Genomic DNA, 15,537 nt, shown 5'->3' on the forward strand with positions numbered 1-15,537 from the left:
CCATCAGACCGCCTGCGCGAATCCGAGGTCGGCGCCCTCGGCGATGTGCGCGAGATGCGGCGGGATCTGCCGGCCCTTCGAGATCATCGACTGCGCCCACAGGCGTCCAGCACGATACGACGAACGCACCAGCGGGCCCGCGAGCACGCCGAGGAAGCCGATGCGCTCGGCCTCGGCCTTGAACTCGACGAACTCGTCCGGCTTCACCCAGCGCGCGACCGGCAGGTGGCGAGGGGTGGGGCGCAGGTACTGCGTGATGGTGATGATGTCGCACCCTGCGTCGTGCAGGTCGTTCAGCGCCTCGATGACCTCCGCCGGCTCCTCGCCCATGCCCAGGATGAGATTCGACTTGGTGATGAGTCCCGCCCCGTGGCCCTGCGTGATGACGCTCAGCGATCGATCGTAGGTGAACGCAGGGCGGATGCGCTTGAAGATCCGCGGCACGGTCTCGACGTTGTGCGCGAAGACCTCTGGTCGCGCGTCGAAGATCTGCCCGAGGAACGCCGGATCGGCATTGTGCTCGTTGGCGAGCAGCTCCACGCCGGTGTTCGGGTTGAGCGCGTGGATCCGGCGGACGGTCTCCGCGTTCAGCCAGGCCCCGGTGTCGGGCAGGTCGTCGCGGGCGACGCTCGTGACGGTCGCATAGCGCAGCTTCATCCTCTGCACGCTCTCCGCGACGCGACGCGGCTCATCGGTGTCGTAGGCGTCGGGCTTGCCCGTGTCGATCTGGCAGAAGTCGCACCGCCGGGTGCACTGCGACCCGCCGATCAGGAACGTCGCCTCGCGGTCCTCCCAGCACTCGAAGATGTTCGGGCAGCCCGCCTCCTGGCAGACCGTGTGCAGGTCCTCGCTCTTCACCAGCGATTGCAGGGCGGTGTACTCCGGTCCCATCTTCGCCTTCGTCTTGATCCACTCGGGCTTGCGCTCGATCGGCGTCTCGGCGTTTCGCACCTCGAGGCGCAGCAGCTTGCGGCCCTCCGGGCGTGCGGCGCTCATGCGGCGACTCCTGCATCGTCGCTCGCGTACTCGGCGGCGAACGCCTCCGCCACGGACTGCACGATGTCTGCGGGGGTGATGTGCGATGCGGTCACCTCGCTGACGGTGGTGACCCCGGCGTCGGTGATGCCGCAGGGAATGATTCCGCGGAAGCCCGCCAGGGAGTTGTCGCAGTTGATGGCGAACCCGTGCATCGTGACGCCCTGCTGCACGCGCACTCCGATCGCGGCGATCTTGTCCTCGCCGAGCGGACGGCGGACCCAGACGCCGCTGCGGCCGCGCACCTGGTAGCCGTCGACGCCCAGCGGCGCCAGCACGCCGATCAGAAGCCGTTCGAGTCGGCGCACGTGCGCGACCACGTCGACGGGGGTCCGCAGACGCACGATCGGGTAGCCGACGAGCTGACCGGGGCCGTGCCAGGTGATCTTGCCGCCGCGGTCGACGTCGACCACCGGGGTGCCGTCCTGCGGGCGCTCGTGATCCTCGGTGCGCGCACCCGCCGTGTACACCGCCTCGTGCTCCAGAAGCAGCAGCGTGTCGGGACGCGTGCCGGCGACCACATCGTGGTGGATGCTGCGCTGTAGCTCCCAGCCGTCGAGATACGGCACGTAATCCGGCGCGAGACCGGTGATCTGGATGTCGAGCATCGGGGGCTTCTCCCAATTTTTGGATGGCGTCCAAGAACGAACTGCACATCACGATACGCCCTCCGGCGGCGTGACGCATGCGACGCGCGGCTACGCTGAGCGCTATGACCACGGCTTCGCGCGCAGGGCGCCCTCGCGCGTCGTCCCGCGAGACCCTCGCCGAGGCGGCGTGCGAGCTGTTCCTCGAGCAGGGCTACGAGGCGACGTCCATCGTCGACATCACCCGTCGGGCAGGCGTGAGCCGCTCGAGCTTCTTCAACTACTTCTCGTCGAAGAGCGATGTGCTGTGGTCGGAGTTCGACGCGCGGATCGACGCGGCGCTGGTGGCGCTCGCACGCGTGGGCCGGGGCGCCGACGGGCAAACGGTGCGAGACGCGCTGCGTCCGATTCTCGAGGGCCTCGCCCCCGACCCGCTGGCGCTCGCGATGCGCAACGCCAGCGCCATGGGCGTCGAGGCGGAGCTGATCCGAGACACGGGCCTGCGGCACGCGCGGCTGGCATCGGCGGTGGCCGCGACCGCCCGCAGCGCCGGCATCGAGGTCATCCGGGCTGACATCCTCGGATCCGCGCTGGCCACGGCGGTGCTGTCGTCACTGCGGGTGTGGGCCGAGCAGGGTGCCGGCCAGGCGACTCTGGATGAGAAGCTCGACGAGGCCATGCGCAGCGTCCACGACCTTCCCTGGGGTTGATCGGACGACGCTCGCCGCTCGCGTAGAATCAGAGGCACCATGGCTACGTTTGGCACGCTCTCCGATCGGCTCACCGAGACCTTCCGCAATCTGCGCACGAAGGGAAAGCTGACTCCCGCCGACGTCGACGGCACCGTCCGGGAGATCCGGCGCGCCCTCCTCGACGCGGATGTCGCCCTGCAGGTCGTCAAGGACTTCACCGCGAAGGTGCGCGAGCGCGCGCTAGGCGACGAGGTGAACAAGGCCCTGAATCCCGCGCAGCAGGTCGTGCAGATCGTGAATGAGGAGCTCGTCGCGATCCTCGGCGGCGAGCAGCGCCGACTCCAGTTCGCCAAGAACCCGCCGACGGTCATCATGCTCGCCGGACTCCAGGGATCCGGAAAGACGACGTTCGCAGGAAAGCTGGCCAGGCAGCTCGAGGCCGAGGGGCACACGCCGCTGCTGGTCGCGGCCGACCTGCAGCGTCCGAACGCGGTGAACCAGCTGCAGGTGGTCGCCGAGCGGGCCGGTGCCACGATCTTCGCACCGGAGCCGGGCAACGGCGTCGGCGACCCCATCCGCGTCTCGAAGGACGGTGTCGAGTACGCGCGCCGGCACCAGCACGACGTGGTCATCATCGACACCGCCGGACGCCTCGGTGTCGACGCCGAGCTGATGAAGCAGGCATCCGACATCCGCAAGGCGACCAGCCCCGACGAGGTGCTGTTCGTCATCGACGCGATGATCGGTCAGGATGCGGTGAACACCGCCAAGGCCTTCCAGGAGGGCGTGGACTTCACCGGCGTCGTGCTGTCGAAGCTCGACGGCGACGCCCGAGGCGGCGCGGCGCTGTCGGTTGCGTCCGTCACCGGCCGACCCATCATCTTCGCCTCCACGGGTGAGAACCTCGAGGACCTCGAGCCCTTCCACCCCGACCGCATGGCCAGCCGCATCCTCGACCTCGGCGACATCCTCACGCTCATCGAGCAGGCGCAGGCCGCGTTCGACGAGGAGGAGGCGCTCAAGGTCGCGGAGAAGCTGGCGAACGAGGCCTTCACCCTCGAGGACTTCCTCGAGCAGCTTCAGCAGATGAAGAAGATGGGCTCGATGAAGAAGATGCTCGGCATGCTGCCGGGCATGGGCCAGATGAAGCAGCAGCTCGAGGACTTCGACGAGCGCGAGATCGACCGCACTGAGGCGATCATCCGCTCGATGACCCCGGGAGAGCGTCGCAACCCCAAGATCCTCAACGGCTCGCGCCGCATGCGCATCGCCAAGGGCTCGGGCATGACGGTCACCGACGTCAACCAGCTGGTGCAGCGGTTCGAGCAGGCCGCGAAGATGATGAAGACCGTCGCCCGCGGCGGCACGCCGAACATCCCCGGCATGGGGCCCATGGGCAAGCCCGGCGCTTCGAGCAAGCGCGGCAAGAAGGGCGCCAAGGGCAAGGGCGGTGGTTCCCGCTCGGGCAACCCGGCCAAGCGCGCCGCAGAGAACGCGGGCCTCGCGACCTCGAACACCACGCCGACGGGCACCGGCTTCGGGCTCGGCGGGCAGAAGGCGCCCAGCGAGGCCGATCTCGCGGAGATCCAGAAGCTGTTCGGCAAGAGCTGACAGCGCCGAGACGAGAAAGCGGGCCCGGGGAGGAATCCCCGGGCCCGCTTCGTCAGTCGGCGATCAGCGCACGTCGGCGTCGACCCAGTCCATCGACTTCGAGACGGCCTTGCGCCAGAGGCGCAGCTGACGGTCGCGCTCCTCGGCATCCATGCTCGGCTCCCAGCGCTTGTCCTCCTGCCAGTTTGCGGACAGGTCGTCCAGGCCGCTCCAGAATCCCACCGCGAGACCGGCCGCGTAGGCAGCGCCCAGTGCGGTGGTCTCGGCGACGACCGGCCGCACGACCGGCACGCCGAGCACGTCTGCCTGGAACTGCATGAGCGCGTCATTGGCGACCATGCCGCCGTCGACCTTCAGCTCGGAGAGATCGACCCCGGCATCCGCGTTGACGGCGTCCAGCACGTCGCGCGTCTGGAAGGCCACGGCCTCGAGAGCGGCACGGGCGATGTGGTTCCGGTTCGAGTACCGGGTCAGGCCCACGATCGCCCCGCGGGCGTCCGGACGCCAGTACGGCGCGAACAGACCCGAGAAGGCGGGCACGATGTACACGCCGCCGTTGTCGTCGACCTGACGAGCGAGGTCCTCGACCTCGGGCGCCGAGCCGATGATGCCGAGCTGATCGCGCAGCCACTGGATGAGTGATCCGGTGACCGCGATCGAGCCCTCGAGGGCGTAGTGGGTCGGGCCGTCGCCGAGCTTGTACCCGACCGTGGTGAGCAGGCCGTTCTTGGAGTGCACGACCTCCTCGCCGGTGTTGAAGATCAGGAAGCAGCCCGTGCCATAGGTGTTCTTGCTCTCGCCCTTGTCGAAGGCGGCCTGACCGAAGGTCGCGGCCTGCTGATCGCCGAGGATGCCCGCGATGGGCGTCTCGCGCAGCAGCGACGAGCTCTCCGCCGCACCGTACACCTCCGACGAGGAGCGGATCTCAGGCATCATCGAGCGCGGCACGCCGAACGCCTCGAGGATGTCGTCGCGCCACTCGAGCGTCTCGAGGTCCATGAACATCGTGCGCGACGCGTTGGTCACATCCGTCGCGTGCACACCGCCGTCGACGCCGCCGGTGAGGTTCCAAAGCACCCAGCAGTCGGTGGTGCCGAACATCAGGTCGCCGGCATCCGCCTTCTCACGCGCACCCTCGACGTTCTCCAGGATCCAGGTGATCTTGGTGCCGGAGAAATAGGTCGCCAGCGGCAGGCCCACGACCGGCTTGAACCGCTCGACGCCTCCGTCAGCGGCGAGCCGGTCGACGATCTCCTGCGTGCGGGTGTCCTGCCAGACGATCGCGTTGTAGACCGGCTTGCCGGTGTTGCGGTCCCACACGACGGCGGTCTCGCGCTGGTTCGTGATGCCCACGGCGGCGATGTCGTGGCGGGTGAGGTCGGCGCGGCTCAGCGCCAGGCCGATGACCTCCTGCACGTTGCGCCAGATCTCCAGTGCGTCGTGCTCGACCCAGCCCGCCTTGGGAAGGATCTGCTCGTGCTCCTTCTGACCGGTGGCGACGATGCTGCCCTTCCGGTCGAAGATGATGGCACGGCTCGACGTGGTGCCCTGATCGATCGCGATGATGTACTCAGCCATGTTGTTTCTCCTTTGAAATCGAATCGGGTCAGGCCAGGCTCAGCAGAGCCGGTGCGGCGAGCGCAGCGATCGCGGCGCCGATGAACGGGCCTACGACCGGCACCCACGAGTACGACCAGTCGCTCGAGCCCTTGCCCTTGATCGGCAGGATCGCGTGCGCGATGCGGGGGCCGAGATCACGGGCCGGGTTGATGGCGTAGCCGGTCGGACCACCGAGGGATGCACCGATGCCGACCACGAGCAGGGCGACGGGCAGCGCCGTGAGCGGGCCGAGGCCGCCGGGGGTGCCGATCTCGATGTCACCGTAGTCCGCGAACGCGAAGATGACGAACATCAGCACGAAGGTGCCGATGATCTCGGTGACGAGGTTCCAGCCGTAGGAGCGGATCGCCGGACCGGTCGAGAACACGCCGAGCTTGTTCGCGGCCTCCGGCTCCTCGTCGAAGTGCTGCTTGTACGCCAGCCATGCGAGCACCGCGCCGACGATGGCGCCGAGCAGCTCTGCAGCGGTCGCGACCAGGAAGGCGACGAAAGTGATCTTGCCGGCGATCAGCAGACCGAGCCCGACGGCCGGGTTGATGATCGCGCCGGAGTACGCCGACACGAGTACACCCGCGAACACGGCGAGACCCCAGCCCCAGTTGACCATGAGGAAACCGCCCGCGAAGCCCTTGTTCTTGGCAAGGGCGACGTTGGCGACGACGCCGCATCCGAGAAGGATCAGCATCGCTGTTCCGACGAACTCGGAGAGGAAGTACAAACCGAGATTGACATCAGTCATGTCTTCATTGACCTTTCGTGCTGCCCGCGCTCTCCCCGGCGCGGGCAATGGGTGAATTCATGTCGCGGGGAGGCGACGGTCGGTGCTTCAGCCGTTCTGATGCGACGGAAGTGCGGGAAGGTCGAGGCCGTGTCGGTCGTTGAGCAGAGAGCGCGTCTCCTCGAGTTCGGCAACGCGTCGCTCGGCGTCCCAGTCGAGGAGAGGAGCCATCGCATCGGCGAGCTCGACGAGCACCTCGTCGGTGACATCGCCGGTGAACGCCAGACTGGTGCGACGCAGGATGACATCCTGAAGGCGGACGGCGTGTTCGCGCTCGACCATCCACATCAGCTCTCGTGTCGACAGATCACCGTCGGCGAGCGGTGCGTCGTCGCCTCCGCGGACGAACTGCCAGACGTCAGCCGCGCGGGTGCCGTATCGGGTGAGCAGGCGCTCGGCGCGGTCGCCCGCGCCGGGAAGGTTCTGCTCGATCCAGCTGTGCCGGGCGCGCGCGGTACGCGGGAAGCCCTGTCCGCCGCCGATCGCGCGGCCGACGGTCGACACTCGTCGGCCGCGACCGATCAGTCCGAGCACGACGTCGGAGAGCGACTCACCGAGTGCGCGGAACGTGGTCCACTTGCCGCCGACGAGGCTGACCAGGGGGACGTCTCCGTCGCGGTCGACCTCGACCCGGTAGTCGCGCGAGACGAACCCGGGCGCAGTGTCCTCGTGACGGGGGAGCGGACGGATGCCCGAGAACGTGAAGACGATCTGATCGCGCGATACCGGGATGGACGGGAACACGTGATGGATGAGGTCGAAGAAGTAGTCGATCTCCTCCTCCGTGCACACCGGCACCTCCCGAGGGTCGGCGTCGATGTCGGTCGTGCCGACGAGCACGCGGCCCTTGAGCGGGTAGATGAGCACGATGCGTCCGTCGGAGTGCTCGAAGAAGATCTCCCGCCCGCCGGTCGCGTCGAGCAGCTCCGGGTGATCCAGCACGATGTGCGACCCCTTGGTGCCGCCCATGAAGCGGGTCTCCTCGCCGAGGGCGTCGTTGGTGAGGTCGGTCCACGGACCCGAGGCATTGACGACCACGTCGGCCGACACCGTGAACTCGGTGCCGGTCTCGAGGTCGCGCAGCAGCACGCCCTCTGCGGTGCGGCCGACGGCCTCGACGTAGTTGAGCGCCACGGCGCCAGGGTGCGCGGCCCGTCCGTCCTGCAGCACGTCCAGCGCGAGACGCTCCGGGTCGTGCATCGAAGCGTCGTAGTACGTGGCGGTGTACTTGATCTTCGGGTCGAGCGCGGGCAGCTCCGCCAGCGAGCGCTTGCGTCCGAGGAAGCGGTGGCGGGGGACGACCCCGCCGTCGCGCGAGAACGTGTCGTAGATGGTGAGTCCGACCTTGATCAGGAAGGCGCCGCGCTCCTGCGGCTTTCCGCTGCGGTGCGTGAGGAAGCGCAGCGGAGCGGAGAGGATGCCCGAGAAGGTCGAGTAGATCGGGATGGTCGTCTGGAGGGGCTTGACGTAGTGCGGCGCGATCTTGAGCAGGCCGTTGCGCTCCTGGACGGATTCCCGCACGAGGCGGAACTCGCCGTTCTCGAGATAGCGGATGCCGCCGTGGATCATGTGGCTCGAGGCTGCGGAGGCACCGGATGCGAAGTCGCCGCGCTCCACGAGCAGGACATCGACGCCCTGCAGGGCGAGATCGCGGAACGTGGAGATGCCGTTGATTCCCGCACCGATGATGAGAACCGTGGTGCGTCCCGACTCGCGGACTGCTTCGACCTGCTGGCGTTCGCGTGATGAGTGCGTCGACTCGATCATCTTCGACCTCCCTCTTCTCTGGATGCTCTCAGCATCGACCCGAAGAGCGCCACGTGCAACCCCGATGCACATATGTGCAAGAATCGGCGCGGAGGAAGACATGACAACGGACGCCGCACGCGACCGGAAGCTGATCGCGGCGCTGACCGCGGCTCAGCTGTATTACATGCAGGACCAGACGATGGAGGTCATCGCTCGCGAGCTCGGCACCTCCCGATCATCGGTGTCCCGTCTGCTCAGCTTCGCCCGGGAGGTGGGCCTGGTCGACATCCGGATCCATTCGCCGCTGGAGCGGCTGGGGATGCTCGAGCAGCGACTCAACGAGCGGCACGGGATCACCGCCCACATCGCTCCGATCCCGGAACGCGTCAGCGAGGTGGAGCGACTCGAACGCGTCGCGCTGACGGCTGGCCGCCTGCTGACGCAGTTCGTCGAGTCGAACATGGTCGTCGGCGTCGCCTGGGGCTCGACCATCAGCGCGGTCAGCCGCTCGCTGCTGCCGAAGGAGACCCACGGGACGACCTTCGTGCAGCTCAACGGCGCGGGCAACACGCAGACGAGCGGACTGGAGTACTCCAGCGACATCCTGCAGCGCTTCGGATACGCCTTCGGCGCCCAGGTCGAGCAGTTCCCCGTCCCCGCCTTCTTCGACAGCCCCGACACGCGCGAAGCGATGTGGCGCGAGCGCAGCACCCGCCGCGTGCTCGCCTTCCAGGCGAAGATGGACATCGCGGTGTTCGGTCTGGGATCCCCCGGGGCCGATGTGCCCAGCCGTGTGTACGTCGGCGGCTACCTCGGTCGCGATGACTACCGGAGTCTGGAAGAGGATGCCGTGATCGGCGACGTCGCGACGGTGTTCTTCCGAGCGGACGGCAGCTGGCGCGACGTGCGGCTCAATGCACGTTCGACCGGTCCTGGCCTCGACCGGCTCCGGCGGGTGCCGCGCCGGGTGTGCGTCGTATCGGGCGCGGCGAAGCTCGGCTCGCTGAGAGCGGCCATCGGCGCAGGGCTCATCACCGACGTCGTGCTCGACGACGCGCTGGCTCGCCGTCTGCTCGACAGCGACTGAGCCGCGGTCAGTCTCCGGGCGAGCTCTCGGGCCCACCGCGGAATTCGCGGATGAGGTGCTGCACGACCTGCCGCAGGTCGCCGCCGGCGGCGTCCGCCGCAGCCAGCTGACGGTCATAGCTCGCGCCTTGCTGCACGATCGTCTGCACGCCCTGCAGCTCACGCGTGCAGTGGAGATCGGCGGCGATGGGCATGAGGTCCTCGACGACCGCGGCGAGATGCTGGCGCACCGGCACCTGCGAGCCCGCCCGGTCGACGATGACGCGGGCGTCCAGCCCGTAGCGCGCCGCCCGCCACTTGTTCTCACGGTGGAACCAGGGCTGCAGTGTGGGCAGCTCCCGTCCCTCGTCCATCTCGCGGGAGAAGAACTCGACGAGCGTCTGGGTGAGAGCGGCAACGGATGCCAGCTCGCTCAGCGTCGACATGCCGTCGCAGGCGCGGATCTCGATCGTGCCCCACTTCGGCGCCGGCCGGATGTCCCAGCGGATCTCGGACGCATCCTCCATCACCCCGGTGCGGGTCATGTCATCGACGAAGGTCTCGAACTCGCGCCAGGTGGAGATCGACCAGGGAAGGCCTGCCGTGGGCAGCTGCTGGAAGACCAGCGCCCGGTTCGAGGCGTAGCCGGTGCGCTCGCCCGCCCAGTACGGGCTCGATGCCGACAGCGCCTGCAGGTGGGGGAGGAACGCGCCCAGTGCGCCCATGATCGGCAGGACCTTCGCGCGATCCTCGATCCCGACGTGCACGTGGATGCCCCAGATCATCATGTTGCGACCCCACCACTGGGTGCGCTCGATGAGCTTGCGGTAGCGGTTCTTGTCGGTCACGCGCTGGTCGTACCACTGCGCGAACGGGTGGCTGCCGGCCGAGAGCAGCTCGATGCCCGCCGGATCCGTCGCCCGGCGCACGGCGCCGATCGCTGCGGCGATGTCGTCGACCGCGTCCGCGACCGTGGCGCCGACCCCGCTGGTGACCTCGATCGTGTTGGTGAGGAGCTCGCCCGTGACAGTGTGGCGCTCGGGGGCGCTCTGCTGCTCGAGACGGGACAGCAGCTCGGGAGCCCGCCCGACGAGATCTCCCGTCGCGGGATCCGCGAGCATGATCTCCCACTCGAGTCCCACGGTCGAGCGGGATGAGGAGGCGAATTCGATCGGCACGCGCACAGTCTGACACGCCGGATCGACACGACGGCGACGCGATGACGTGTCGTTTCGCGGACTGCGGCGGGATCTGGCAGAATAGAGGGTCGGACGGCTGCTCGACCCTCTATCCAGCATCCGTCACCCCTTTCAGAGCTTCCGCCGGATGTGCACCCCACTCTCCAGGCGACCGGTTCATCTTTCTTTCCACACCATTCAGGAGAATCGTGGCTGTCAAGATCCGTCTCAAGCGCATGGGCAAGATCCGTGCACCGCACTACCGCATCGTCGTCGCTGACTCGCGCACCAAGCGCGACGGTCGCGTGATCGAGGAGATCGGCAAGTACCACCCCACCGAGAACCCCTCCTTCATCGAGGTCGACTCCGAGCGTGCGCAGTACTGGCTGTCCGTCGGCGCGCAGCCGACCGAGCAGGTCACCGCGCTGCTGAAGCTCACCGGCGACTGGGGCAAGTTCAAGGGCGACAAGGACGCGAAGTCCACAGTCCAGGTCGCAGAGCCCAAGGCTGCCTTCGAGGTCGACTCGGCCAAGAAGTCGGTCATCAAGCCCAAGGCCGAGAAGAAGGCCGACGCTCCCGCCGCCGACGCGGAGGCCGCTGAGGCTCCCGCCGCCGACGCAGAGTAATCCGCTGTGCTCGCCGCCGCGCTCGAACACGTCGTCAAGGGGATCGTCGATCACCCGGACGATGTCCGCATCACCGCATCCGCGTCGCCCCGTGGCGACCTGCTCGAGGTGCACGTGCACCCGGATGACCGTGGTCGCGTGATCGGGCGCGGCGGCCGCACCGCTAAGGCGCTGCGCACTCTCATCTCCGCTCTCGCCGACGGACGTCGCGTCCGCGTCGACGTCGCGGACGACTGACGTGGCCGCCGAGAAGAATCAGCTCCGCGTCGGTCGCCTGCTCAAGGCGCACGGACTCAAAGGCGCGTTGAAGCTCGAGCTGTACACCGACAACCCCGAACGGCGTTTCGTGCCAGGGGCCGAGTTCACCCTGCAGGTGCCGGAGGCATCCAGCTGGCACGGCAAGACCGTCACCATCCGCGAGTACCGCGTGATGAACGGCAACTCCGTGGTCTTCCTCGACGGCGTGGATGACCGCACCGCCGCCGAGTCGCTCGTGCGCGCCATCCTCTGGATGGACGAGGACGACGAGGTCGAGGACGACGCCTGGTACGCGCATCAGCTGGTCGGACTGGACGTGGTGCGCGACGACGTGGTCGTCGGCCGTGTCGCCCGCGTCGAGCATCTGCCCGCACAGGACCTGCTGATCGTCAAGACCGACGGGGACGACGTGATGGTGCCCTTCGTCGAGGCCATCGTGCCGACCGTGGACATCCCGGCCGGCCGCATCGTCGTCACCCCGCCGCCCGGCCTCTTCGAGGAGCTGCCGGCTCCGGACGCAGCCGACGACGCGTCCGCAGGCTGACGCGCGGCGAACGATGAGAATCGACGTCGTCTCGATCTTCCCGTCGTACTTCGACGGGCTCGCTCTCTCCCTGCTCGGCAAGGCGCAGGATTCGGGCATCCTCGACATGAACGTCCGCGACCTTCGCGACTGGACCTCCGACCGGCACCGGACCGTCGATGACACCCCGTACGGCGGGGGGGCCGGCATGGTCATGAAACCCGAGCCGTGGGGGCTCGCGCTCGACGAGCTGGCGCCGACCGAGGCATCCGTCCGGCCCACCATCATCTTCCCCTCGCCCGCCGGCGAGGTGTTCACCCAGACGACCGCCCGCGATCTCGCCACCCGCGAGCACCTGATCTTCGGATGCGGCCGGTACGAGGGAATCGACGAGCGCGTGTTCGAGTACGCCGCTGACCTCGGCGAGGTGCGGCTGATCAGCCTCGGGGACTACGTTCTCAACGGGGGAGAGGTCGCCGTCATGGCGATGGTCGAGGCGATCGGCCGGCTCATTCCCGGAGTCGTCGGCAACCCCGAGAGCCTGGTCGAGGAGTCCCACGAGGACGGCCTGCTCGAGTACCCGTCGTACACGAAGCCGTCGGTATGGCGCGACCGCGAGGTGCCGTCGATCCTGCTCAGCGGCAACCACGGCGCCATCGCCGCCTGGCGCCGCGAGCAGCAGCTCGAGCGCACCCGCGCACGCCGGCCCGATCTGCTGTCGGACTGAGCGTCGCACGGGGCCGTTCAGCGGCCGGATGCGACGGGGATGTCGTCGGTGCGCGGATCGTCCTGCACGGTGCTGGACTCGTTCTGATCGGTGCCGGACTCGCCCTGCTCGGCACTGGTGCTGTGGTCGCGGCTTCGCTGTGCGCGCAGCGAGCGGATGCGCAGCGTCGCGAACACACCCACGGCGACCGCGACGATCGCGATGACGACGTTCTGCACCACGTCGACGTACTGCTCGACGATGTGCCAGCCTGAGCCGAGGAACCAGCCGCAGAGGATGAACACGGTGTTCCAGGCCAGGCTGCCCGCTGTCGTGAGCAGTCCGAAGCGCCACAGCGGCATCCGCGCCACACCGGCCGGTATCGAGATGAGGCTGCGGAAGATCGGCACGAACCTGCCGAAGAAGACCGCTTTCCCGCCGTGTCGGTGGAACCAGGCGACGGTGCGGTCCACATCGGAGACGTCGACCAGCGGCAGGCGATCGGCGATGCGGCGGAGGCGCTCCAGCCCGAGCCACGCCCCCAGCCCGTAGAGCGCGAGGGCACCCACCAGCGAGCCCAGGGTCGTCCACAGGACGGCCTCCCAGAGGCCGAATGAGCCGTCGTGGGCGGCGATCCCCGCCATGGGCAGGATCGCCTCGCTCGGCAGGGGCGGGAACAGGTTCTCGAGCGCGATGGCGACCCCGGCGCCGATGGGGCCGATGACGTCCATCAGGCCGATCACCGCGTCGATGAGTGAGCCCAGCCAGGAGGTGTCGGTCGTGGAGGTCGTCATCGTGTGGCGTATCCCTCAGATCGTCGGGCGGGTGTCCGGGCCGAGCCTACGGGTGTCGCATGCGAGAGTTCTGGGAGTGCCGGCCCTGCCATACTGACCGCATGCCTTTCGCCGTCGGCCTCGCCGTCATTCTCGCGCTCGTGGCCGTGTTCCAGATCGCCCTCGCAGCCGGGGCGCCGTGGGGACGACTGGCATGGGGAGGGGCATACGAAGTGCTGCCGGCGAAGCTGCGGATCGGCAGCTTTGTGTCGGTGCTGATCTACGTGCTGGCGGTGCTGAGCCTGCTCATCGCGCTCGGCGCGGGTGCGCTCCCGCCCGTAGCCTGACCGGGGGAAGAGCCAGTCGGATCAGTCGACGCCGAGGAAGCTGCGGTCGGTGAGCACGATCGGGCCGTCCTTCGTCACGGCGACGGTGTGCTCGGAGTGCGAACCGCGGGAGCCGTCCGCGCTGCGCAGAGTCCAGCCGTCGTCGTCGGTGACGAGCTCGTCGGTGGTCGCGAGGAACCACGGCTCGAGAGCGAAGACGAGCCCCTCGCGCAGCGGGAAGCCGCGTCCGGCGCGCCCGTCGTTCGGCACATGCGGGTCGCCGTGCATGATCCGGCCCACACCGTGCCCGCCGAAGTCGGTGTTGATCGAGTAGCCCTCGCCACGTGCGACGGTCGCGATCGACGCCGAGATGTCGCCGATCCGGTTGCCGACGACCGCGGCGGCGATGGCCGCTTCGAGAGCCCGCTCGGTGGTGTCGATCAGGCGCAGGTCCTCGTCGCGCGGGGTGCCGACGACGAACGACACGGCGGAGTCGGCCACCCAGCCGTCGACGGAGACGGCGAAGTCCAGCGAGACGAGGTCACCGTCGCGCAGCGTGTAGTCGTGCGGAAGGCCGTGCAGCACGGCGTCGTTCACCGAGGTGCAGATGACCTTGCCGAACGGGCCGCGTCCGAACGAGGGGGCGTAGTCGATGTAGCACGATTCCGCGCCGGCGCGACGGATGAGGTCGTGGGCTCGAGCGTCGATGGAGAGCAGATTCGTCCCGACCTTCGTCTCGTCGCGCAGGGTCGCCAGGGTCTCGGCGACGAAGCGGCCGGCGGCGCGCATCTCGTCGATCTCGGCGGGGGTGCGCAGTTCGATCATGGGAGTTCCTCTCGTCAGCATCCATTCTCCCCGATGCGCGGGCGGGCGATGCCCACAGCGAACACCCGCCCGCGGCATGCGGTGTCGACGTAGCATCGGAGTATGGTCCTGCGACGGCTCTTCTTCCGCTGGCTGCTGCCGGCCTCCCTCGTCCTTCCCGCGTGGATGCTGGTCGGCTGGGCGATCTTCGGCCGAAACGGCTGGGGTCTGCTCTGGGTGCTGCTCATGGCGATACCCGGCGTGCTCGTCTCGCAGCTCGTCCTCACGCTGCTCACCCGGTCACGGCCCTCGGTGCGCGCCGAGCGCGCGGTCTCATGGCTCGATGTCGCAGGATTCGGCGTCTGGCACGTGCTGACGATCCTCGTCGGGTGCTTCATCGACGGCGCGTTCCCGTGGCTGCTCACCGGCGCCATCGTGGCCGCGGTCGCGCTGCTGTGGATGCAGCTGTGGCAGCTGTGGAACGAGGCGAGGGGCGCGGGCGCGCGGCTGCGCGAGACCATCACCTGGTCGACCATCACCGCGCAGCCGCGCACGGATCGCACCGCGGCGGAGCCGGATGTGATCGTGATCGAGGAGACCCGCTCGCGCGAGATCTGACCCGTTCCGCTGATTGGCGCGCGGGTCCGGTTCATGGCAGAATAGCTGTTTGTGCCGTGACCTGGTTCTGCCTCAGGGGAACCCGCGGACGCATCGCGCGCCGCTCGGCACACACCCGTTCTCATCCCTTTGATTCATGCATCCGACCTGTGGCGAGTGCAGAGAGAGACGATCATGCAGATCCTCGACGCCGTCGACGCGGCTTCGCTCCGTTCCGACATTCCTGTCTTCCACCCCGGTGACACCGTCAAGGTGCACGTGAACATCACCGAGGGCACCCGCTCGCGCATCCAGGTGTTCCAGGGCGTCGTCATCGGCCGTCAGGGCGATGGCGTGCGCGAGACCTTCACGGTCCGCAAGATCAGCTTCCAGGTCGGCGTCGAGCGCACCTTCCCGGTGCACTCGCCGGTCATCGACCACATCGAGGTCGTCACCCGCGGTGACGTCCGTCGCGCGAAGCTGTACTACCTGCGCAACCTGCGCGGCAAGAAGGCCAAGATCAAGGAGAAGCGCGAGAACTGACTCGTCGCATCCTTGCACCAGAACCCCGGGACACTCGTCCCGGGGTTCTGTCGTTCGGGCGCGGGT

18 protein-coding genes are annotated in these 15,537 nt (G+C 68.3%); 10 read left to right on the plus strand and 8 right to left on the minus strand.

Annotated features, from left to right (window positions below; all coding sequences use genetic code 11):
* Positions 1-3 precede the first annotated feature (3 nt).
* On the minus strand, positions 4-996 hold the full coding sequence (lipA, locus tag V2S04_RS09945) for a lipoyl synthase (RefSeq protein WP_413638351.1): 993 nt from the start codon (positions 994-996) through the stop codon (positions 4-6).
* Positions 993-1,643, minus strand: a complete 651-nt coding sequence (gene lipB / locus V2S04_RS09950; protein WP_413638352.1) for a lipoyl(octanoyl) transferase LipB — start codon at positions 1,641-1,643, stop codon at positions 993-995. Before lipB ends, lipA begins: the two co-directional genes overlap by 4 nt.
* 104 nt (positions 1,644-1,747) lie before the next feature.
* Between lipB and V2S04_RS09955 the strand changes: the two genes are divergently transcribed.
* Together V2S04_RS09955 and ffh are read left to right on the plus strand one after the other, a co-directional pair.
* Positions 1,748-2,332, plus strand: a complete 585-nt coding sequence (locus V2S04_RS09955) for a TetR/AcrR family transcriptional regulator (RefSeq protein WP_413638353.1) — start codon at positions 1,748-1,750, stop codon at positions 2,330-2,332.
* 39 nt (positions 2,333-2,371) lie between these two features.
* Entirely contained in the window at positions 2,372-3,925 is a 1,554-nt protein-coding gene (gene ffh / locus V2S04_RS09960) for a signal recognition particle protein (RefSeq protein ID WP_413638354.1), read from the plus strand.
* A gap of 63 nt (positions 3,926-3,988) precedes the next feature.
* Here ffh and glpK read toward each other — a convergent pair whose 3' ends face one another.
* The 3 genes from glpK to V2S04_RS09975 all read right to left on the minus strand — a co-directional run bounded on the left by glpK (position 3,989) and on the right by V2S04_RS09975 (position 8,090).
* A complete protein-coding gene (gene glpK / locus V2S04_RS09965) occupies positions 3,989-5,503 on the minus strand; it encodes a glycerol kinase GlpK (protein ID WP_413638355.1) in 1,515 nt (504 codons plus the stop codon).
* Between the two features lie 28 nt (positions 5,504-5,531).
* Positions 5,532-6,284 carry an MIP/aquaporin family protein gene (locus V2S04_RS09970; RefSeq protein WP_413638356.1) on the minus strand — a complete coding sequence of 251 codons (753 nt, stop codon included), beginning with the start codon at positions 6,282-6,284 and terminating at the stop codon, positions 5,532-5,534.
* 87 nt (positions 6,285-6,371) lie between these two features.
* Positions 6,372-8,090 carry an FAD-dependent oxidoreductase gene (locus V2S04_RS09975; protein WP_413638357.1) on the minus strand — a complete coding sequence of 573 codons (1,719 nt, stop codon included), beginning with the start codon at positions 8,088-8,090 and terminating at the stop codon, positions 6,372-6,374.
* Positions 8,091-8,190: 100 nt separating this feature from the next.
* Here V2S04_RS09975 and V2S04_RS09980 point away from each other — a divergent pair, with 100 nt between their 5' ends.
* Positions 8,191-9,159 (plus strand): sugar-binding transcriptional regulator, encoded by a 969-nt coding sequence (locus V2S04_RS09980; RefSeq protein WP_413638358.1) that lies wholly within the window; start codon positions 8,191-8,193, stop codon positions 9,157-9,159.
* 7 nt (positions 9,160-9,166) lie between these two features.
* Here V2S04_RS09980 and V2S04_RS09985 read toward each other — a convergent pair whose 3' ends face one another.
* Entirely contained in the window at positions 9,167-10,315 is a 1,149-nt protein-coding gene (locus V2S04_RS09985) for a glutamate--cysteine ligase (protein ID WP_413638359.1), read from the minus strand.
* 209 nt (positions 10,316-10,524) lie between these two features.
* On the opposite strand from V2S04_RS09985, the gene rpsP reads away from it, so the two are divergent.
* Genes rpsP through trmD form a run of 4 tightly spaced genes read left to right on the plus strand, consistent with a single transcriptional unit; the run spans position 10,525 to position 12,449 of the window.
* Positions 10,525-10,941, plus strand: coding sequence for a 30S ribosomal protein S16 (gene rpsP, locus V2S04_RS09990; protein WP_099194785.1), 417 nt, complete (start codon positions 10,525-10,527; stop codon positions 10,939-10,941).
* Positions 10,942-10,947: 6 nt separating this feature from the next.
* Positions 10,948-11,178: an RNA-binding protein gene (locus tag V2S04_RS09995; protein WP_071644715.1), complete on the plus strand. Its 231-nt coding sequence runs from the start codon at positions 10,948-10,950 to the stop codon at positions 11,176-11,178.
* A 1-nt stretch (position 11,179) separates the two neighbouring features.
* Positions 11,180-11,743 (plus strand): ribosome maturation factor RimM, encoded by a 564-nt coding sequence (rimM, locus tag V2S04_RS10000; protein ID WP_340086735.1) that lies wholly within the window; start codon positions 11,180-11,182, stop codon positions 11,741-11,743.
* A gap of 13 nt (positions 11,744-11,756) precedes the next feature.
* A complete protein-coding gene (trmD, locus tag V2S04_RS10005; RefSeq protein WP_099194787.1) occupies positions 11,757-12,449 on the plus strand; it encodes a tRNA (guanosine(37)-N1)-methyltransferase TrmD in 693 nt (230 codons plus the stop codon).
* 17 nt (positions 12,450-12,466) lie between these two features.
* Here the strand turns inward: trmD and V2S04_RS10010 are convergent, their stop codons facing one another.
* Positions 12,467-13,222, minus strand: coding sequence for a DedA family protein (locus tag V2S04_RS10010; RefSeq protein WP_413638360.1), 756 nt, complete (start codon positions 13,220-13,222; stop codon positions 12,467-12,469).
* A gap of 101 nt (positions 13,223-13,323) precedes the next feature.
* On the opposite strand from V2S04_RS10010, the gene V2S04_RS10015 reads away from it, so the two are divergent.
* Positions 13,324-13,548, plus strand: coding sequence for a hypothetical protein (locus tag V2S04_RS10015; protein ID WP_413638361.1), 225 nt, complete (start codon positions 13,324-13,326; stop codon positions 13,546-13,548).
* Between the two features lie 21 nt (positions 13,549-13,569).
* Here the strand turns inward: V2S04_RS10015 and map are convergent, their stop codons facing one another.
* Positions 13,570-14,352 carry a type I methionyl aminopeptidase gene (gene map / locus V2S04_RS10020; RefSeq protein ID WP_340086731.1) on the minus strand — a complete coding sequence of 261 codons (783 nt, stop codon included), beginning with the start codon at positions 14,350-14,352 and terminating at the stop codon, positions 13,570-13,572.
* 102 nt (positions 14,353-14,454) lie between these two features.
* Here map and V2S04_RS10025 point away from each other — a divergent pair, with 102 nt between their 5' ends.
* Both V2S04_RS10025 and rplS read left to right on the plus strand, forming a co-directional pair.
* Complete coding sequence (locus tag V2S04_RS10025; RefSeq protein WP_099194791.1) at positions 14,455-14,949, plus strand: MFS transporter permease; 495 nt, start codon at positions 14,455-14,457, stop codon at positions 14,947-14,949.
* Between the two features lie 174 nt (positions 14,950-15,123).
* Positions 15,124-15,471 (plus strand): 50S ribosomal protein L19, encoded by a 348-nt coding sequence (rplS, locus tag V2S04_RS10030; RefSeq protein WP_099194792.1) that lies wholly within the window; start codon positions 15,124-15,126, stop codon positions 15,469-15,471.
* Positions 15,472-15,537 lie beyond the last annotated feature (66 nt).

Source organism: Microbacterium sp. OR21 (assembly GCF_047306785.1).
Taxonomy (GTDB): Bacteria; Actinomycetota; Actinomycetes; order Actinomycetales; family Microbacteriaceae; genus Microbacterium; species Microbacterium esteraromaticum_E.